Below are 19,893 nucleotides of genomic sequence, written 5' to 3'. Positions count from 1 at the left end.
TCTCCCCCGTGTTTCTGGCGTGACCAGATCCGTATTTCTGCGGAGGGCAGCATAACGGGAAAATGTTGATGGATTATAACTTTGATATAAACCGAATGGCAATGGCGCCCGGCCGTCGGGGCGGTGCGGGACGGAAAAACGAGTGTTACCCTCTGTTACTGACAGGCCGGGCCGCTCGGGTCATAATCTGGCCTGACGGAATTCCTGGGAGTGGGCCTTGCCTTCCTTTGACCTGAACAATCCCCTGTGGCGCAAGGGCGCGCTGGTGGCTGCCGGATTGGCGGCGGCGGCCGGTCTGGCTCTGGCGCTGCTGCCGCCACAATCCCAGCCGGCGCGCAACGGGGGCAAGCCGGGTGGCCCCGATGGCCGGCCGGTGGCCGTGACGGTGGCCGCCGTGGCGCGGCGCGACATGCCCATCTATCTCGACGCCATCGGCACGGTGCAGGCCTACAACACGGTGACGGTGCGCTCGCGCGTCGATGGCGAGCTGGTCGAGGTGCTGTTCAGGGAAGGCCAGGACGTCCAGGCCGGCGACGTGCTGGCCCAGATCGACCCGCGCACCTATCGCGCCCAATACGAACAGGCCCTGGCGACGCGGGACAAGGATACCGCCCAGCTGGAGGCGGCGCGCCGCGACCTCGCCCGCTATGTCGGCCTGGGCGATAGGGTCTCGGGCCAGAGCGTCGATACCCAGCGCGCCCTGGTGCGCCAGCTGGAAGCCACGGTGCGGGCCGACGAGGCGGCGGCGTCCAACGCCAAGACCATGTTGTCCTACACCGTCATCACCGCCCCCATCGGCGGGCGGACCGGCATGCGGCTGGTTGACCGGGGCAACATCGTGCGGGCCTCGGATGCCACCGGTCTGGTGACGCTGACCCAGGTGCAGCCCATCTCGGTGGTCTTCACCCTGCCGCAGCAATCCCTGGGCGCCGTCAACGAGCGGCTGCGCCAGGATGGCAGGCTGCAGGTCAGCGCCTTTCAGCCCGAGACCCGCGCCCTGGCCGATACCGGCGAGCTGGAACTGGTGGACAACCAGATCGACCAGACCACCGGCACCATCAAGCTGAAGGCGGTGATGCCCAATGCCGAGCGCCGGCTGTGGCCGGGCGGCTTCGTCAATGTCCGCCTGCTGCTCTCGGTGCGCAGGGACGGGCTGGTGGTGCCCACCCAGGCGGTGCAGCGCGGGCCACAGGGGCCGTACGTCTTCGCCGTCAGGGAGGACCGCACCGTGGAGATGCGCGCCGTCAAGGTTGCCGCCACCGAGGCGGGCCAGGCCCTGCTGGACGACGGCGTGGCCGAGGGCGAGACCGTGGTGGTGGAAGGCACCGCCAAGCTGCAGCCCGGGTCGCGCATCATGACGGGCGAAAAGGGCGGGGAAGGCCAGGGTCAGGCTCAAGGCCAAGGCCGGGGTGAGGGGAAGGGCCGCGCGGGCAAGCCGCAATGACGTCCGGGATCCGGCCCAGAAAGCATGAACGTGTCATCCTGACGACCAACGGGAGGAAGGATCTCGTCCTGGCCCGACCTTTCAGAATCGGCACCACCCTTCCAGGCGGAGATTCCTCGCATGCGCTCGGAATGACAAAATTCATTAAGGCTCGGTAGCCATGAACGTTTCCGCCCCCTTCATCCGCCGTCCCGTCGCCACCTGGCTGCTGGCCTTCGCGGTGGTGCTGGCGGGTATCCTGGGCTTTCGCATGCTGCCGGTCTCGGCCCTGCCCCAGGTGGACTTTCCCACCATCCAGGTGACCACCCAACTGCCCGGCGCCAGCGCCGAGACGGTGGCCACCCTGATCACCACGCCGCTCGAGCGCCAGTTCGGGCTGATTCCCGGCCTTGCCGTGATGACCTCGACCTCGTCCCAGGGCACCAGCGCGCTGACGCTGCAATTCGATCTCGCCAAGAGCATCGACGTGGCGTCGGAGGAGGTGCAGGCGGCCATCGACGCGGCGCGCGGCGTTCTGCCCACCGGGCTGCCCTATCCCCCGGTCTATTCCAAGGTCAACCCGGCCGATCCGCCGATCATGACCCTGGCGCTGACCTCGGACAGCTTGCCCATCACCCGGCTGAACGACGTGGCCGACACCCTGCTGGCCCAGAAGCTCAGCCAGATCGGCGGCGTGGGCCGCGTGCTGATCGAGGGCGGCCAGCGACCGGCGGTGCGCGTGCGCATGGACCCGGCCCGGCTCGCCGCCTACAACCTGTCGCTGGAGGACGTGCGCCAGGCGCTGTCCAAGGCCAATGTGGACATGCCCAAGGGCAGCTTCGACGGCGTGTCGCAGGCGCTAAGCATCGGCGCCAACGACCAGATATCCGATCCCCTGGCCTATCCTGGCCAAGTGGTGGCGTGGCGCAACAATGCCCCGGTGCGCGTCGCCGACCTGGGCGACGTGGTGGAAGGGGTCGAGAATTCCCGCGTCGCCGGCTGGTTCGACGGCAAGCCGGCGGTGATCCTCAACATCCAGCGTCAGCCGGGCGCCAACATCGTCGCCACCGTCGACCGCCTCAAGGCCAGGATGCCCGAGCTGACCCGCGCCGTGCCCACCGGCATCAAGGTCTCGGTGCTGGCCGACCGCACCGAGACCATCCGCGCCTCGGTGGCCGACGTGGAGTTCACCCTGGTGCTCACCATCGGCCTGGTGATCGGGGTGATCTGGGCCTTCCTGCGCTCGGTGCGCGCCACCCTGATCCCGGCGGTGGCGCTGCCTTTGTCGCTGGTCGGCACCTTCGGCGTCATGGCCCTGGCCGGGTTCTCGCTCGACAACCTGTCGCTGATGGCTCTCACCATCTCGGCCGGTTTCGTGGTCGACGACGCCATCGTGATGATCGAGAACATCGTCCGCTACATCGAGAAGGGCATGAAGCCCCTGGACGCCGCCCTGGCCGGGTCCAAGGAGATCGGCTTCACCATCGTGTCGCTGACCGTGTCGCTGGTGGCCGTGTTCATTCCCCTGCTGTTCATGACCGGCATCGTGGGCCGTCTGTTCCGCGAATTCGCCCTGACCCTGGCGGTCGCCGTGGTGGTTTCGGCGGTGGTGTCCCTGACGCTCACTCCCATGATGTGCGGCCATCTCTTGAAGGGCGGGCACGAGGAGGCCAGGTCCGGGCGCCTGTTCGAGAGCTTGCGCGCCCTCTACGCCCGCTCGCTGGACTGGGTGCTGGGCCGCCAGGGCGCGACCCTGTGGGTGGCCTTCGCCACCCTGGTGCTGACCGTGGCGCTCTATGTGTGGATGCCCAAGGGCTTTCTGCCCGCCCAGGATACCGGCCTGATCGTCGCAACCACCGACGCGCGGGCCGACGTGTCGTTTTCCACCATGATGGACATGCAGCGCCGGGTCTCCGATCTGGTGCGTACCGACCCGGACGTCACGGCGGTGGCCTCGTTCATCGGGGCGGGGCCCATCAATCCCACCGCCAATACCGGCCAGATGACCATCGTCCTGAAGCCCCGGAAGCAGCGCTCGGCCGGAGCGGCGGAGATCAGCGCCCGGCTGGCCGAGATCGTGGCCCCCGTGGCCGGCATGCAGGTGCATTTCCGCCCCGCCCAGGACATCCAGATCAGCCACCGCACCAGCCGCACCCAGTACCAGTACACGCTGACCGACATCGACGCCGCCGAACTGGCCCATTGGGTGCCCCAGGTGGTGGAGCGCCTCAAGGCCTCGCCCCTGTTGATGGACGTGGCCACCGATTCCCAGGAAGGCGGCCTGCAGGCCGACATCCGCATCGACCGCGACAAGGCGGCGCGGCTTGGCGTGCCGCTCCAGGCCATCGACGACACCCTGTACGACGCCTTCGGCCAGCGGCAGATTTCCACCATCTATTCCCAGGTCAACCAGTACAAGGTGGTCCTCGAGGTGACGCCGGAATACCAAGGCGGGCCCGAGGCGCTGGGATCGCTCTATGTCCGCTCCGCCACCGGCGCTTTGGTGCCGCTGTCGGCGGTGGCCGGCGTGGAGCGCAGGCGGGTGCCGCTGCTGATCACCCACCAGGGCCAGTTCCCGGCGGTGACCATCAGCTTCAATCTGGCCCCCGGCGTGTCGCTCGGCGCCGCCACCTCGGCCATCGATTCCATCCAGCGCGACATGGGCCTGCCCGAGACCATCACCGGCGACTATTCCGGCGACGCCGCCGAATTCCGCCGCGCCCTGGACAGCCAGCCCTGGCTGATCCTGGCGGCCATGGTGGTGATCTACATCGTGCTGGGCGTCTTGTACGAAAGCACCATCCACCCGGTGACCATCATGTCCACCCTGCCGTCGGCGGGCATCGGCGCGCTGCTGGCCCTGGTCGTCACCGGCCACGACCTGTCGCTGGTGGGGCTGATCGGCATCGTGCTGCTGATGGGCATCGTCAAGAAGAACGCCATCATGATGATCGACTTCGCCATCGAGGCCGAGCGCCATGAAGGGCTGGCGCCTAAGGACGCCATCGTCAAGGCCAGCCTGCTGCGCTTCCGCCCCATCATGATGACCACCATGGCGGCGCTGCTGGGCGCCATTCCGCTGGCCATCGATTCGGGGACCGGGGCCGAGCTCAGGCGTCCGCTGGGCATCTCCATCGTCGGCGGGCTGGTGCTGTCCCAGCTGATAACGCTCTACACCACGCCGGTGATCTACCTGGCCTTCGAGCGGCTGAAGCGGCGTCTGGCGCCCAAGCCGGTGGAGCAGGTGCCGTGAGCGGCCCGTTCTCTCCTGTCATCCCGAGCGCATGCGAGGGATCTCGGTCTGGCAGGATGTGGCCGGGGCGGAAAAGCCGGAACAGGAGGGGATCCCTCGTCCCGTTGGTCCTCGGGATGACATGGTTGAGTCTCCCATGAACGGCGGCGGCTTCTCCGCCATCTTCATCCGCCGTCCGGTGGCGACCCTGCTGCTGGCGGTCGGATTGTTCCTCACCGGCATGGTGGCCTTCGACCGGCTGCCGGTGGCGCCGCTGCCCAAGGTGGACTTTCCCACCATTGCGGTGACCGCCAAGCTGCCTGGCGCCGATCCCGCCACCATGGCCGCCACGGTGGCCGCCCCCCTGGAGCGCCGCCTGGGCGAGATTCCCGGCGTCGCCGAGATGACGTCCACCAGCACCCAGGGCTCCACCTCCATCACCGTGCAGTTCGATCTGGACCGTTCCATCAACGGCGCCGCCCACGACGTGCAGGCCGCCATCAACGCCGCGGCCTCGGAACTGGCCATCGACCTGCCCCAGCCTCCCACCTACCGCAAGATCAACCCGGCGGAATCGCCCATCCTGATCCTGGCGGTGACGTCGGATTCGCTGCCCTCGGCGCGAGTGTTCGACGCCGCCGACGCCATTCTGGCCAGCCGCATCTCCCAGGTGGACGGGGTGGCGCAGGTGTCGCTGTCGGGCGCCGAGAAGCCGGCGGTGCGCGTCCGGGTCAATCCCGGCCAGCTGGCGGCCATGGGGGTGGGCCTGGAAGACGTGAGGAGCGCGCTGGCCGCCGCCAACGTCAACGCCCCCAAGGGCAGCCTGGACGGCGCATCCGAGGCCATGAGCATCGGCGCCAACGACCAGCTGTTTTCCGCCAGCGCCTATGCCCCCCTGATCGTCAAATCGGCCAATGGGGCCATCGTGCGCCTGTCGGCGGTGGCCTCGGTGGTGGATTCGGTGGAGAACACCCGCCTCGGCGGCTGGTTCAACCGCGACAAGGGCGTGCTGGTGATCATCAGCAAGCAGCCGGGCGCCAACGTGGTCGAGACGGTGGACCGCATCAAGGAGATCCTGCCCCAGCTCCGGCGCTGGATGCCGGCGGGAACCAAGGTCTCGGTGGTGTCTGACCGCACCGTCAACATCCGCGGCAATCTCGACGACGTGGAGACCACGCTGGCCATCTCCATCGGGCTGGTGGTCATGGTGGTCTACCTGACGCTGGGGCGGATGACGCCGACGGTGGCGGCCTCGGTCACCGTTCCGCTGTCCCTGGCCGCCACCTTCGCCTTCATGTGGCTGGTGGGCTACAGCTTGAACAACATTTCGCTGATGGCGGTGACCATCTCGGTGGGCTTCGTGGTCGACGACGCCATCGTGATGATCGAGAACATCTCGCGCCACATGGAAAAGGGCGAGGGGCCGCTGGAAGCCGCCATCAAGGGCTCGAGGGAGATCGTCTTCACCGTCATCTCCATCACGCTGTCGCTGGTGGCGGTGTTCATTCCCCTGCTGTTCATGGGCGGCATCCTGGGCCGGCTGTTCCGCGAATTCGCCGTGACGCTGTCGGTGGCCATCATCGTCTCGGCGGTGGTGTCGCTCACCGTGACGCCCACCCTGTTCGGCCACCTGATGGTGCTGAGGCCCAAGCAGCGCCCGCTGTCCGGCCTGGCCAAGGCGGGCGAGGCGGCCATGGCGTGGCTGGAGCGGGCCTACGAGCGGAGCCTGGGCCACGCGCTGGCCCATCGCCGCCTGATGCTGGCGGTGACCCTGGGCACCGTGGCGGTGACGGTGTTCCTCTACGGCCAGGTGGCCAAGGGCTTCTTTCCGCCCCAGGACACCGGTCTGGTGTTCGCCAGCGTCGAGGGCCGGGTCGACATCTCGTTCCGCACCATCGCCGAACGCCAGCAGAAGGTGGCCGAGGTGGTGCTGTCCGATCCGGCGGTGGAAGGCCTGGGCTCGTTCGTGGGCAGCGGCGGGCCGGGGGGCGCGGGGCATACGGGGCGCATGTTCATCAACCTGAAGCCCCTGGGCGAGCGCAAGGAATCGGCCCAGGACGTCATCAACCGCCTGCGGCCCAAGCTGGCCCGGGTCGAGGGCGTCTCGGTGTTCCTGATGGCGGGCCAGGACATCCGCATCGGCGGGCGCATGGGCAAGGCCCAGTTCCAGTTCGTGCTGTTCAGCGAATCCCTCGACGAGTTGCGCGAATGGACGCCCAAGCTGGTGGAGCGCCTGAAAGCCGAGCCCGGTCTGGTGGACGTCTCGTCGGACCAGGACGCCGCCATTCCCCAGACCCAGGTGGTGGTGGACCGCGACGCCGCCGCCCGGCTGGGCGTGTCCATGACCGACGTGGACCAGGTGCTGCAGAACGCCTTCGCCCAGCGGCAGGTCTCGACCATCTATACCCAGCGCAACCAGTACAAGGTGGTCCTCGAAGTCGATCCCCGCTTCCAGGAGGACCCGTCGTCACTGCACCTGCTGTGGGTCAAGTCCAAGGACGGCCGCCAGGTGCCGCTGGACGCCCTGGCCCGCTTCGAGCCCTCCACCGCCCCGGTTTCGGTGGCCCACCAGGGCCAGTTCCCGGCGGCGACGCTGACCTTCAACCTCGCCCCCGGCGTGCCCTTGGGCGAGGCGGCGACCCGCCTGCAGGCGGCGGCCCGCGACATCGGCCTGCCCGCCGGCGTGCGCTGGGAATTCGCCGGCAACGCCAAGGTCTTCGCCGAATCGCTCAAGGACCAGCCGGTGCTGATCCTGGCGGCCCTGCTGGCCATCTACATCGTGCTGGGCGTGCTGTACGAAAGCCTGTTGCACCCCATCACCATCATCTCGACCCTGCCCTCGGCGGGCATCGGCGCGCTCCTGGCCCTGATGGGCACCAATACCGAGTTGACGCTGATCAGCGTCATCGGCGTGTTCCTGCTGATGGGCATCGTCAAGAAGAACGGCATCCTGATGGTAGATTTCGCCATCGAGGCCGAGCGAAAGGGCGTGCCGCCGCTTGAGGCCATCACCCTGGCCTGCCGCACCCGTTTCCGCCCCATCACCATGACCACGCTGACCGCGCTCCTGGGCGCCGTGCCGCTGGCGCTGGCCTCTGGCCCGGGCGGGGCGCTGAGACGGCCGCTGGGCATCGCCATCGTCGGCGGGCTGCTGCTGTCGCAGCTGCTTACCCTCTACACCACGCCGGTGGTCTATCTGTGGATGGCGCGGCTGTCGGCCTGGCGCAAGGGGCGGCGCGGGGAGGCGGCGGCATGAGGGGATCAGCCCGGATCGTCCTCTCCCGTCGCGGCAAGGCGCGCCAGCCGGGTCACCGTGGTGGGGTGCACCTTCAGCTCGCGGGCGATGGAGGCGGCGGTGCGGCCATTGGCCAGTTCATCGGCGATCAGGGTGATGCGGGCCGGGTCCAGCTTGCGCGGGCGGCCGGGACGCGCACCCGACAGGGCGGCCTCGTAAAGACCGGCATTGCGCCGCTCGGAGATCAGCCGGTTGTCGAACTCGGCGAAGGCGTTGAGAGCGTTGCGCGCCGCCGGAATGGAGGTGTCGATCTTTTCCAGCACGAGGCGGAGCGTCGCGCCGCGTCCGTGTACCTGGCGGCAGACGCGCAGCACCTCGCTCACCGATGGGGCCAGATGGGCGATGGACGGCGACACCAGGACGTCGCCGTTGCTGAGGGAGCCGATCAGTTGCCGGCGGGCGCTGGCGCGGCCCACCGGGTCGGATTCGATGCGCAGGCAGCGCTCGGCGCGCAGGACGGCGGTGGGGGCCGCCTCCTCGCCGCCGTCGATTCTTCGGAAATAGCCGACAATCATGATGCAACCGCTTTCTGGTCGGAACGGCCGGATGGTAGCGTCTTTCCCCAGGCTGTCCACATGTTTCGCACGGAGTTTTTGCAAGAACCCCATCCGCCCCGCCGTACTTGTGACATGGTGTGTTGGCCAGGAAATCCGCCACCCCATGGATTTCGCAGCCTATTTTGGCAATTAGGCTGTGAACGGGGTGTGAAGGGCGGGCCGGGACCTTGTTTCAATTTCTTCAACATCTACCAATGGGCGAACATTGGGTGGGTGATGCTGATTTCCGGCCATACGGTTGCCGCAGTGCGAAATCCGGCGGGGGACCCGAAGGCGCCATGCCGTCATCCACACTTTGCCAACAGGTTTCGCAGGGTATTTTCGCAGGTGCCTTTTTACATCGTGGCGCCGGCGGGCGAGGCCAGGCAGGGGCGGGAAAGGCGGAATTCTCAATTTCGCAGTGGTAATTCGCAGGGGGACTGTAAACACCTTGTAAGCGGGACACGACACTTTCGTTTGCGTAATATCAACAGCGCCGCGCCGGGTCGCGATCAGGAGATGACCACGTGAGGAAGACCACCCTTTCCGCTCTTTCGCTGGCGCTGCTGTCGGCCTGTTCCATGGGCGACGCCTATGTGAAACCCGCGACGCCGCCGCCGGCCCAATGGAAGAACGCCGCCCAGGCCAATGTGTGGCCGAGCGCCGATTGGTGGCGGCAATTCGGCTCGGTCCGGCTGGATGAACTGATGGCCCGGGCGCAAACCGCCAATTTCGATCTGGCCGCCGCCACCGCCAGGGTGCGCCAGGCCGACGCCCAACTGGGAATCGCCGGGGCGCCGCTCTTGCCGTCGCTGTCGGCTTCGGCCAGCGAGACGCGGGCGCGGGCCTCGCGCGCGGCGAGCACCACCTCGACCACCAAGGCGCGGCACACCACCACCAGCAGCGCCACGCTCACCGCCAGCTACGAGATCGATTTCTGGGGCAAGAACGCGGCGGGGGTGGACTCGGCCCAGGCCGCCGCCCAGGCGTCGCGCTTCGACCTGCAGACGGCCATGCTGACCGCCCAGTCGGGGGTGGCGACCACCTATTTCGAGATTCTGGGATTGGCCGAGCGCATCCGCCTGATCAAGGAATCCATCGCCAATTCCGAGAGCATCCTGGCGGTGTTCCGCGACCGCCAGGCGGCGGGCACCGCCACCTCCCTGGACGTGGCGCAGCAGGAAAGCGTGCTGGCGGCGCAAAATGCCACCCTGGCGCCGTTGGAACGCCAGATGCGCCAGGATCACAACGCGCTGGCCATTCTTACCGGCCGCATGCCGGAGGACTTCGCCCTGGTGCCCGAGACCCTGGGGGCGCTGCGTGTGCCGGTGGTCGGCGCCGGTCTGCCCTCCGAGTTGCTGGCCCGGCGGCCCGACGTGCAATCGGCCGAGGCCAGCTTGCGCGCCGCCAACGCCGACATCGCGGCGGCCCGCGCCGCCTGGTTCCCGGCCATCTCGCTGACGGGGCAGGGCGGCTTCCAGAGCCTGGACCTCATGAAGATGATGACGGCGCAAAGCCTTTTATGGTCGGTGGCCTCGACCGCCACCCAGACCATCTTCGACGGCGGCAAGATCGCGGGCCAGGTCGAGCAGAAGCGGGCGCGCTTCGAGGAACTGTCCCAGACCTACCGCAAGGCGGTGGCCTCGGCCTTCTCGGATGTGGAAAACGCCCTGATCGCCGTGGAGAAGGCCGCCGAGGAGGTGGAGGCCCAGCGCAATTCCGAGGCCACCTCGCGCCGCGCCTTCGAGATCGCCCAGGCCCAGTTGGCCGGCGGCATCGTCGACGTCACCACCGTGCTCAACACCCAGAAGACCCTGTTCTCGGCCCAGGATGCCCTGGCCCAGGCCCGCCTGGGGCAGATGCAGGCCATCGTCGGCCTGTACAAGGCCCTGGGCGGGGGATGGCAGGCGGAACGATGATTTATAATCGATAAATACGATTACAGAAACAAAGTTAACTCGTTTCACTCGATCGCGCCATTTCGATAGGGTCTCTTCATCGGTTCACACCAAGGAGATGACCCCAATGGCCTTCAACCCCGCCTCCCCCACTATTCAGAACCTCGAAGCGGCCTTCGCCGGCGAGTCCATGGCCAACCGCAAGTACCTCTACTTCGCCCGCCGGGCCCGCGAACTGGGCGCCGTCGAGGTGGCCGAGGTCTTCGAGCGTACCGCCGAGCAGGAAACCATGCACGCCTTCGGGCACCTTGAACTGCTCTATCCCAAGGCCGAATTGACGGTCGAGACGATGCTGCAGATGGCCATCGACGGCGAGACCTACGAGTACACCGAGATGTACCCCAAGTTCCGTCACCTGGCCGAGCAGGAGGGCAACACGGCCGCCGTGGCCGAGATGGACGAGCAGATCGCCGAATCCAAGGAGCACGCCGAGCGCTTCGCCAAGATCCTGGCCACCGCCGCCAAGCGCTTCGCCGCCCTGGCCAAGGTCGAGGAAAAGCACGCCGGCCACTACCAGGCCACCCTGAACGCCCACAAGGGCGCCTGAGCAACCCGTCAACCGGAGGAATTGATCATGAAGAAGTATGTCTGCGTCGTGTGTGGTTTCGTCTATGACCCGGCCATCGGTATCCCCGAGGATGGAATCCCCGCCGGAACCGCCTTCGAGGATATCCCCGACGACTGGTCCTGCCCCGATTGCGGCGTGTCCAAGTCCGATTTCGAAGTGCAGGAGGGCTGATATCATGGAGACCGCCGCCCGCAATGGCGTGGTGATTCTCGGCAGCGGGCTGGGGGGGTATACCCTGGCCCGCGAACTGAGGAAGCTGGACGCCGAAACCGCCATCACCATCATCACCGCCGACGGTGGCGAGTCCTACTCCAAGCCCATGCTGTCCGCCGCCTTCGCCCAGGGCAAGGACCCGTCCTCCCTGGTGCAGAAGAGCGCCGGCCAGATGGCGGACGACCTTCGCGCCACCGTTTTGGTGCGCCACCGGGTCGCCGCCATCCGCCGCGACACCCATGCCGTGGTGGTGCGCCGTCCCGACGGCTCGGAGTTCGAGATGGGATACGGCAAGCTGGTGCTGGCCATCGGCGCCGATCCCCGGCCCTATTGGGTCGAGGGCTGCGAGGAGGCCGACATCCGCACCGTCAACGATCTCGACGATTACGCCGCCTGGCGCGCCGCCCTGACGCCGGGGGCCCGCGTCCTGCTGGTGGGCGCCGGACTGATCGGCTCGGAATTCGCCAACGACCTGGCCGGGTCGGGCCATCACGTCACCGTGGTCGACCCGGCGCCCTGGCCGCTGGGCCGCCTGTTGCCGCAGGGGCTGGGCGACGAGATGGCCAAGGCGCTGGCCGCCGCGGGCGTCACCTTCCATCTGGGCCGCTCGGTGGCCTATTGGAACAAGGGCCGCGCCGCGCTCGACGATTCCACCATGATCGCCTACGACCAGGCCCTGTCAGCCATCGGCCTGGTGCCGCGCACCCGGCTGGCCTTCGAGGCGGGGCTCAAGGTGGAGAGGGGCATCGTGGTGGACCGCACCTTGCGCACCTCGGACCCCGATATCTTCGCCATCGGTGACTGCGCCGAGACGCCGGCCGGGCCGCTGCCCTTCGTCCTGCCGCTGATGGCCGAGGCCAAGGCCCTGGCCGCCACCCTGGCCGGTACCGAGACGGAACTGAAGCTTCCGGCGCTGCCCGTGGTGGTCAAGACCCCGGCCCTGCCCATGGTGGTCTGTCCGCCCGCGCCCGGCGCCGCCGGCGAGTGGGTGATGGAGGGCGAGGGACGGGACCGCAAGGCGCTGTTCGTCGCCCCCGACGGCCGCAAGCTGGGCTTCGCCCTGTCGGGCGCGCGAGCCGGCGAGCGCCAGGCCCTGGCCAAGGAGATGCCAGACCTGTTGTGACAAATCTCAAATGATGGTTTGCTGGATGGCGGATGGGCAAACAATCAGGGGGACTTTTCCGATGAAGCTTCAGCTTGCCGCTTTTACCGCACTCGTGACCTTGGCCGGGACGGCGCTGGCCGCCGACCCGCCGGCCGCCTTCACGCCGTGCAAGGCCTGCCACAAGGTCGAGGCCGGCGCCAACGGCGTGGGGCCCAGCCTGTTCGGCGTGGCCGGCTCCAAGGCGGGCACGGCGGCGGCGGGCTTCAAGTATTCCCCGGCCATGACCGGCTGGGGCAAGACCTGGGACGACGCCAATCTGGCGGCCTATCTGGCCAATCCCAAGGACACCATTCCCGGCAACAAGATGGTGTTCGCCGGTACCAAGAACCCCGACGACGTGGCGGCGCTGATCGCCTACATGAAGACGCTGAAGTAGCGTCCCGGCGGCCTACCGTCCCCGCGCTTCCTCCGCCGCATGGGCGGCGGCGGCGCGGGCGTGGTGGCCGGCGACCATCTTCCTGATCACCACATAGAAGATGGGCGTGAACACCAGCCCGAAGCCGGTGACGCCCAGCATGCCGAAGAACACGGCGGTGCCGAGGCTCTGGCGCATCTCGGCGCCCGCGCCGGTGCCGATCACCAGCGGCAGCACGCCCAGCACGAAGGCCAGCGAGGTCATCAGGATGGGCCGCAGGCGAGTGCGTCCGGCGTGGACGGCGGCCTCGATGCGGTCCATGCCCTCGGTCTCGGCCTGCCGGGCGAATTCGACGATCAGGATGGCGTTCTTGGCCGCCAGTCCGATCAGCACGATGAAGCCGATCTGGGCCAGGATGTTGATGGGCAGGCCGCGGATGATCAGGCCGGTGACGGCGGCCAGCAGGCACATGGGCACGATCAGCACCACGGCGGCCGGCAGCGACCAGCTCTCATACTGGGCGGCCAGCAGCAGGAAGACGAACAGCACCGACGCCGCGAAGACGAACAGGCCGTTATTGCCGGCCAGCAGCTCCTGCAGCGCCAGTTCGGTCCATTCGAAGCCGAAGCCGTCGGGCAGCCGCTCGGCGGCCAGGGCCTTCATCTGCTCCAGCGCGTAGCCCGAGGCGTAGCCCGGCGCCGCCGCGCCCTGCACCTCGGCCGCCGGGAACAGGTTGTAGCGCGGCACGCGGTAGGGGCCGGTGTCGAAGCGGAATTCCGCCACGGCGCCCAGCGGCACCATCTGGCCCTTGTCGTTCCTGACCCGGATGGCGGCGATGTCCTCGATGTCCTTGCGGAAGGGATAATCGGCCTGGGCGGTGACGCGGTAGGTGCGGCCCAGATAGTTGAACTCGTTGACGAAGGCTGAGCCCAGATAGACCTGCAGCGCTTCCGAGATGCGCTCGGTCGACACGCCCAGCATCTGGGCCTTCACCCGGTCGATGTCGGCATAGACGTTGGGGGTGCGCGTGTTGAACAGGGCGAACATGCCCGACAGGCCGGGCACCTTGGCGGCGGCGGCGGCCATGTCCTGGGCCGCCTCCTCCAGCGCCTTGGAGCCGCGCCCGCCCTTGTCCTGCAGCATCATCTTGAAGCCGCCCGCCGTGCCGATGCCGCGCACCGGCGGCGGCTGGATCGGAATGATCATGGCGTCCTGGACCGAGGCCAGGCGCTTCCTCAGATCGGCCAGGATGACGTTGGACGACAGCCCCTGGGCATAACGTTCCTTGAACGGCTTCAGGGGCGTGAATACCGTGGCGGCGTTGGACGCGTTGGTGAAGGTCGAGGCGTCCAGGCCGGCGATCACCACCGTGTGGCCGACGCCGGGCGTCTCGGCCATGATGGTGGAGACGCGCCGGACCACCTCGTCGGTGCGCGACAGCGAGGCGCCGGGCGGCAGTTGCACCACGGCGATCAGGTAGCCCTGGTCCATTTCCGGGATGAAGCCCTTGGGCGTCTTGTAGAACTCGAAGCCCGCCAGACCGATCAGGCCGGCATAAAGCACCAGCATGATGCCCGACTTCCTCACCACCGAGCGGGTCAGGCTGCCGTAGCCGCCGGCCATGCGGTCGAAGCCGCTGTTGAACTTGGCGAAGAACAGGGCGACCCAGCGCTTCCAGCCCGTCTCGTCGTGGTGATCCAGCGGGCCGTGGCCGCGAAACAGCAGGGCGCACAAGGCGGGCGACAGCGTCAGCGAGACGATCAGCGAGATCACCGTGGACGCCGCGATGGTCACCGCGAACTGGCGGAAGAACTGGCCCGAGATGCCGGGGATGAAGGCGGCGGGAATGAACACCGCGCACAGCACCAGGGCGATGGAGATCAGCGCGCTGCCCACCTCGTCCATGGTCTGGTGCGAGGCGGAGCGGGCGTTCATGCCGTCCTTCATGTTGCGCTCGACGTTCTCCACCACCACGATGGCGTCGTCGACCACGATGCCCACCGCCAGCACCAGCCCGAACAGCGACAGGTTGTTGAGCGAATAGCCCAAGGCGCCCAGCACGGCGAAGGTGCCCACCAGCGATACCGGAATGGCGGCCAGGGGAATCAGCGAGGCCCGCCAGGTCTGCAGGAACAGGATCACCACCACCACCACCAGCAGCACCGCCTCGAAGATGGTGCTGATCACCTCTTTCACCGACTGGGCGATGAACTGGGTGGGGTTGTAGGCGATGGTGTAGGCGACGCCGGACGGGAAGGTCTTGGAGATCTCCTCGACCTTGGCCACCACCCGCTCGGCGGTGGCCAGCGCGTTGGAGCCGGGGCGCTGGAACACGCCCACCGGAATGGCGTTCTTGCCGTTGAGATAGCCGTTGATGCTGTAGTCCTGGGCGCCCAGCTCGATGCGCCCGATGTCTTTCAGCCGCACCACCCGGCCCTGGGCATCGGCCTTGACGATCACCTGGCCGAACTGGGCGGGGTCCATCAGGCGGCCCATGGTCTGGACCGAGAACTGGAAGGCGCCCTGCTGGGGCTGGGGCGGCTGGTCCAGCACGCCCGCCGCGATCTGGACGTTCTGGGCCTGCAGCGCCTTGACCACCTCGCCGGCGGTCAGGTTGCGGGCCGCCGCCTTGTCCGGGTCGATCCACACCCGCATGGCGTAGTCGCGGGCGCCGAAGATGCGCACGTCGCCGACGCCGTCCAGGCGGGCCAGCACGTCGATCATCTGCAGCGAGGCGAAATTGGACAGATACAGCTGATCGCGCGAGCCGTCGGGCGAGTTCAGGTGCACCACCAGCAGCATGTCGGGCGAGTTCTTGGCCACCGTCACGCCGATGCGCTTGACGTCGTCGGGCAGGCGCGCCGTGGCCACCGCGACGCGGTTCTGCACCAGCACCTGGGCGGTGTCGAGATTGGTGCCCAGAGCGAAGGTCACCGTCAGCTTCAGGTTGCCGTCGCCCGTCGACTGGCTGTTCATGTACAGCATGTTCTCGACGCCGTTGATCTGCTGCTCCAGCGGCGTGGCGACGGTATCGGCCACCACCTGGGCCGAGGCGCCGGGATAGGACGCGCTGACCACGATGGTGGGCGGTGCGATCTCGGGGTACTGGGCCACCGGCAGGGCGAAATAGGTGATGGCCCCGATGATGGTGATCAGGACGGACACCACCGTGGCGAAGATGGGGCGGTCGATGAAGAAGTGGGACAGGCGCATTTGAAAGGGGCTCCCGTCCCGCTATTGGATATTGCCGGGCTGGGCGGTGACCTTGGTTCCCGGCCGGGCGCGCATCAGGCCGTTGATGATCACCTCGTCCTCGGGCGCCAAGCCTTCCTTGATCACCCGCAGGCTTCCCTCCTTGGGGCCCAGGCGGACCACCTTGGGCGTCACGGTGCCGTCCTTCACGGTCATCACCAGCTTGCGCGACTGGTCGGTGGCGACGGCCGAATCGGGGACCAGCAGGGCCTGGTAGGATTCCGAGGCCGCCAGCCGCACCCGGGCGAAGGCCCCGACCGGAATCCGCCCTTGCGGATTGTCCACCAGGGCGCGGATGCGGATGGTGCCGGTGCCGCGGTCGATCTGGTTGTCGACGAAGTCGATGCGGCCGTCCCGCTTGTCCTCGCCGATGGTCAGTTGTACGGCGGCGCCCACCAGCGGGCCGCGTTTGGTCAGGGCCAGGAAATCGTTCTCGGGCATGTCGAAGCCCATCTGGATGGGGTCCTGGGACACGATGGAGGTCAGGAGGGTCGGCGAGGCCACATTGGGCCCGCCGGTGACCAGATTGCCGACACTGACCTGCTTGGCACTGATGCGCCCCGAGATGGGGGCGGTGATGCGGGTGAATTGCAGGTTCAGCTCGGCGTCGCGCACGGCGGCCATGGCGGCCTGGGCGGACGCGCCGGCGCCCCTGGATTCCTCGGTGCGCTGGTCCAGCGTGCTTTCGGCGACGAATTCCTTGCGGTTGAGCTCGCTGGCCCGCGCCAGCTGGCGCCGCGCCAATTCCCTGGTGCCCGACGCTTGGTCCAGCTTGGCCCGGGCCGCGGCCAGGGCGATCTCGTACGGCCTGGGGTCGATCACGAACAGCAGGTCGCCCTTGTTGACCATCTGGCCGTCGGTGAAGTGCACCTCGGTCAGGTAGCCGCTGACCCGGGCGCGCACCTCCACGTAATCCTGGGCGGCGAACTGGCCGGTATAGTCGTTCCAGTCGATGACCGAGCGCGCCAGCGGCTGCGCCACCGTCACCGGCGGGCCGCCCGCCGGCGGCGCCCCGGCCGGGCCGGGCGAGGACGACGAGAACGAGGCGATTCCCGCCGCCACCCCCAGCAAGGCCAGGCCGCCCAGCAGCAGGACGGGAAGCGGAAGCTTGGAGCGGCGGGGTGAACTGTCCATTGATCCGGTCCCGTGTCGGCGAAGGTGTGTGGAAAGAATGGTCACGGCCGCCCATGGGCACAAGCCGCCGGCCGGATTGAACTGAACGGTTCGGTTTTAGCGAGCGATGGTGCCATCGGTCAACAAGGGATGCGCGCTGCCATGCCCCGGCATGGGGTGGTTATTGTGAACTATACGATCAGCATGTAATCTTTCCGTATGAATACGGACCAGCCACGTTCGGGCTCTGAGACGTTGCCCGGGGGCGCCGGGGCGACGCTGGCGGCACATCGCCCGGCCAGTGCGTGGCGGGCCCGGCTTCTGGCCGCCGTGGTGGTTCCCTGTCTGGCGGCCCTGACCATCTGGCAGGCGGTGGGCGGTTATCACAAGGAAATCGCTGACAGCGAGTACATGATCCAGACCCTGGCGCGTGTGTCGGAGGAGCACGTCTCCGGCATCCTGCGCGGCATCGACCAGTTGCTGTCGGAGATGGAGGAGGAGGCGCCCGCGGGGCGGCCCGTGGTCGAGGGGCGCGCGTTGGTCTCGCTGGCCAACCGGATGAAGTTCCTTCCCGAGATCCGCAGTGCCGTATTCATCGATTCCGACGGAATGATGATCGCGGGGACCTTGCCCGGCATGGCCGGCACCAACGTGAGTGATCGCGAGTATTTCAAGATCCTGAAGGAAAACCCCAAGCGGTCGGTGGCCATCAGCGCGCCGATTCAAAGCCGGGTGGTGTCGGCCCGGAGCATCGTCGTCGCCCGCCCCATCCGTGACGCCGGCGGGACCTTGCGGGGGGTGGTCGCGGTTGCTCTCGATCCGAAGATATTCGAAGAGGAATTGCGGTCCGTCCTGCCCGCCGATGGCGGCCGCGCCACCCTGATCCGCGACGACGGCGTCATTCTGGCGCGCCTGCCCGACAGCGACACATGGCGGGGCAAGTCCGTGGCCGGTGGCCAGGTGATGAGCCATGCCGCGGTCGCGCCGGTGGGCGCCTTCGTCGGCACCTCGGTCACCGATGGTCGCGAGCGGGTGCTGGCCTTCCGGAGGTTTCCGAACCATCCGCTGGTGATCGCCATCGGCATGCCCTTATCCAGCGCCTTGGAGTCGTGGCGCCGCGACCTGGCGTTCCAGGGCGGGGCGGCCCTGGTCCTGGCGCTGCTGACCATCGGGTTGGCGGTGGTCTCGGATCGCCGGCTGGCCGAGCGCCAGCGCATCCAGCAGGCCCTGGCGGCCAGCGAGGCCCGTTACCGCATGCTGACCGAGCATTCGCCGGTGGGCGTGTTCCAGAGCGACGCCGACGGTACCTGTCTGTACGTCAACGAACGCTGGCTGGACCTGGCGGGCCGCTCGCGCGACGAGATGCTGGGCGGCAAATGGTGCGACGTGGTCCATCCCGACGACCGCGAGGCGGTGGGTGAATTGTGGCGGCGCCATGTGCGCGGGGAAAGCGAATTCCTGGCCGAGATGCGGCTGGTGCGGGGCGACGGCTCCATCCGCTGGGTGCGCGGCCATGCCGCCGCCCTGTCGGATGAGGTGGGGCCGCTGGGCGGGCTGGTCGGCACCATCGAGGACATCACCGTCGCCAAGCTGGCGGAGCGGCGCCTCAGAGTGTCCGAGGAGAAGTTCGCCAAGGCCTTTCAGGCCAGCCCGGACGCCATGGTCATTTCAGCCACCAAGGATGGGCGCTACATCGAGCTGAACGACGCCTTTTCCGCCATGCTGGGCTATTCCCGCGACGAATTCATGGGGCATACGGCCCTGGATCTCGGCGTCTGGGCCGAGCCCGAGGACCGCGCCCGGCTGGTGAGGCTGATCCGCCGCGACGGCCAGGTATCCGATTTCGGCACCCGGCTGCGGCGCAAGGATGGTCGCACTTTCGACGTGCAGATCTCGGTGCAGGAGGTGGTGCTCGACGATCTCGACTGCCTGCTGTTCATCTGCCGGGACGTCAGCTTCGCCAAGGAGGCCGAGGCCCGCACCCAGGATCTGCTGGCAAGGCTCGACGCCTCCAACAAGGAGCTGGAGCAGTTCGCCTACGTCACCTCCCATGACCTGCAGGAGCCGCTGCGCATGATCGCCGGCTATGCCCAGCTGATCGAGCGCCGCTACCGCGGGCGCCTGGACGCCGACGCCGACGAGTTCATCGATTTCCTGGTGGACGGGGCCAAGCGGATGCAGGCCATGATCCACGACCTGCTGGAATATTCCCGTGTGGAACGGCTGGGCGGGGCGTTCAGCGAATTCCCCATGACCGACGTGCTGGAGGATGTCCGGAGCAATCTCGGCGTCGCCCTGGCCGAGGCGGGCGGGCGGCTCGAGGTCGGCCCCATGCCGACGATCGTCGCCGACCGCTCCCAGGTGCTGCGCCTGCTCCAGAACCTGATCGGCAACGCGCTCAAATACCGCGCGCCCGACCGCCCGCCCGAGGTCGCCGTCTCCGCCGAGGAGCGGCCGGACGAGTGGCTCTTCATGGTCAGGGACAACGGCATCGGCATCGATCCCGCCTATTTCGACCGCATCTTCCTGGTGTTCCAGCGGCTCCACACCCGCGAGCACTACGACGGAACCGGCATCGGGCTGGCCATCTGCAAGAAGATCGTCGAGCGTCATGGCGGACGCATCCGGGTGGAATCGAGCCCCGGGAGCGGCAGTGCGTTCATCTTCACCCTGCGCAAAACCCTGGGTTGAATTCTGGCCATAGTGCATATCCATATGTATCCGGAAAGGCCATGCTTTCCACCGGGCTCGTGCCGGCATGGAGTTGACGGCCGCAGTTATGA

Annotated in this window: 12 protein-coding genes; 9 read left to right on the top strand and 3 right to left on the bottom strand. The window is 67.8% G+C overall.

Annotated features, from left to right (window positions below; genetic code table 11):
• The first annotated feature begins 217 nt into the window (after window positions 1-217).
• From WV31_RS00690 to WV31_RS00680, 3 genes are all read left to right on the top strand, one after another.
• Entirely contained in the window at window positions 218-1,444 is a 1,227-nt protein-coding gene (locus WV31_RS00690) for an efflux RND transporter periplasmic adaptor subunit (RefSeq protein ID WP_085371874.1), read from the top strand.
• A gap of 160 nt (window positions 1,445-1,604) precedes the next feature.
• A complete protein-coding gene (locus WV31_RS00685) occupies window positions 1,605-4,676 on the top strand; it encodes a multidrug efflux RND transporter permease subunit (protein WP_085371873.1) in 3,072 nt (1,023 codons plus the stop codon).
• A 121-nt stretch (window positions 4,677-4,797) separates the two neighbouring features.
• Complete coding sequence (locus WV31_RS00680) at window positions 4,798-7,911, top strand: efflux RND transporter permease subunit (protein ID WP_269466696.1); 3,114 nt, start codon at window positions 4,798-4,800, stop codon at window positions 7,909-7,911.
• A 5-nt stretch (window positions 7,912-7,916) separates the two neighbouring features.
• Here the strand turns inward: WV31_RS00680 and WV31_RS00675 are convergent, their stop codons facing one another.
• Window positions 7,917-8,465 carry a recombinase family protein gene (locus tag WV31_RS00675; protein ID WP_085371871.1) on the bottom strand — a complete coding sequence of 183 codons (549 nt, stop codon included), beginning with the start codon at window positions 8,463-8,465 and terminating at the stop codon, window positions 7,917-7,919.
• A 548-nt stretch (window positions 8,466-9,013) separates the two neighbouring features.
• On the opposite strand from WV31_RS00675, the gene WV31_RS00670 reads away from it, so the two are divergent.
• The 5 genes from WV31_RS00670 (at window position 9,014) to WV31_RS00650 (ending at window position 12,766) form a co-directional block, all read left to right on the top strand.
• The gene (locus tag WV31_RS00670) at window positions 9,014-10,405 is read left to right on the top strand and encodes an efflux transporter outer membrane subunit (RefSeq protein WP_085371870.1); all 1,392 of its coding nucleotides are present in this window, start codon (window positions 9,014-9,016) and stop codon (window positions 10,403-10,405) included.
• A 106-nt stretch (window positions 10,406-10,511) separates the two neighbouring features.
• Complete coding sequence (locus WV31_RS00665; protein ID WP_085371869.1) at window positions 10,512-10,991, top strand: rubrerythrin family protein; 480 nt, start codon at window positions 10,512-10,514, stop codon at window positions 10,989-10,991.
• 27 nt (window positions 10,992-11,018) lie between these two features.
• Complete coding sequence (rd, locus tag WV31_RS00660; protein WP_085371868.1) at window positions 11,019-11,183, top strand: rubredoxin; 165 nt, start codon at window positions 11,019-11,021, stop codon at window positions 11,181-11,183.
• 4 nt (window positions 11,184-11,187) lie between these two features.
• Complete coding sequence (locus tag WV31_RS00655; RefSeq protein WP_085371867.1) at window positions 11,188-12,348, top strand: NAD(P)/FAD-dependent oxidoreductase; 1,161 nt, start codon at window positions 11,188-11,190, stop codon at window positions 12,346-12,348.
• A gap of 61 nt (window positions 12,349-12,409) precedes the next feature.
• On the top strand, window positions 12,410-12,766 hold the full coding sequence (locus tag WV31_RS00650; protein WP_085371866.1) for a c-type cytochrome: 357 nt from the start codon (window positions 12,410-12,412) through the stop codon (window positions 12,764-12,766).
• 12 nt (window positions 12,767-12,778) lie between these two features.
• Here WV31_RS00650 and WV31_RS00645 read toward each other — a convergent pair whose 3' ends face one another.
• Both WV31_RS00645 and WV31_RS00640 read right to left on the bottom strand, forming a co-directional pair.
• Window positions 12,779-15,958: an efflux RND transporter permease subunit gene (locus WV31_RS00645; RefSeq protein WP_085371865.1), complete on the bottom strand. Its 3,180-nt coding sequence runs from the start codon at window positions 15,956-15,958 to the stop codon at window positions 12,779-12,781.
• Window positions 15,959-15,979: 21 nt separating this feature from the next.
• On the bottom strand, window positions 15,980-17,131 hold the full coding sequence (locus WV31_RS00640; protein WP_085371864.1) for an efflux RND transporter periplasmic adaptor subunit: 1,152 nt from the start codon (window positions 17,129-17,131) through the stop codon (window positions 15,980-15,982).
• Between the two features lie 234 nt (window positions 17,132-17,365).
• Here WV31_RS00640 and WV31_RS00635 point away from each other — a divergent pair, with 234 nt between their 5' ends.
• Window positions 17,366-19,801, top strand: coding sequence for a PAS domain S-box protein (locus WV31_RS00635; RefSeq protein WP_237051422.1), 2,436 nt, complete (start codon window positions 17,366-17,368; stop codon window positions 19,799-19,801).
• Window positions 19,802-19,893 lie beyond the last annotated feature (92 nt).

The organism is Magnetospirillum sp. ME-1, from assembly GCF_002105535.1.
Classification (GTDB): Bacteria; Pseudomonadota; Alphaproteobacteria; order Rhodospirillales; family Magnetospirillaceae; genus Phaeospirillum.
The sequence above is the reverse complement of the archived record's forward strand: the minus strand, read 5'-3'. Positions and strand labels throughout refer to the sequence as shown.

Excerpts from the sequence above, each read along its gene's own strand:
- WV31_RS00685 (WP_085371873.1), top strand. The coding sequence starts at position 1,605 with ATGAACGTTTCCGCCCCCTTCATCCGCCGTCCCGTCGCCACCTGGCTG.
- WV31_RS00680 (WP_269466696.1), top strand. The coding sequence starts at position 4,798 with ATGGTTGAGTCTCCCATGAACGGCGGCGGCTTCTCCGCCATCTTCATC.
- WV31_RS00675 (WP_085371871.1), bottom strand. The coding sequence starts at position 8,465 with ATGATTGTCGGCTATTTCCGAAGAATCGACGGCGGCGAGGAGGCGGCC.
- WV31_RS00665 (WP_085371869.1), top strand. The coding sequence starts at position 10,512 with ATGGCCTTCAACCCCGCCTCCCCCACTATTCAGAACCTCGAAGCGGCC.
- rd (WP_085371868.1), top strand. The coding sequence starts at position 11,019 with ATGAAGAAGTATGTCTGCGTCGTGTGTGGTTTCGTCTATGACCCGGCC.
- WV31_RS00655 (WP_085371867.1), top strand. The coding sequence starts at position 11,188 with ATGGAGACCGCCGCCCGCAATGGCGTGGTGATTCTCGGCAGCGGGCTG.
- WV31_RS00650 (WP_085371866.1), top strand. The coding sequence starts at position 12,410 with ATGAAGCTTCAGCTTGCCGCTTTTACCGCACTCGTGACCTTGGCCGGG.
- WV31_RS00645 (WP_085371865.1), bottom strand. The coding sequence starts at position 15,958 with ATGCGCCTGTCCCACTTCTTCATCGACCGCCCCATCTTCGCCACGGTG.
- WV31_RS00640 (WP_085371864.1), bottom strand. The coding sequence starts at position 17,131 with ATGGACAGTTCACCCCGCCGCTCCAAGCTTCCGCTTCCCGTCCTGCTG.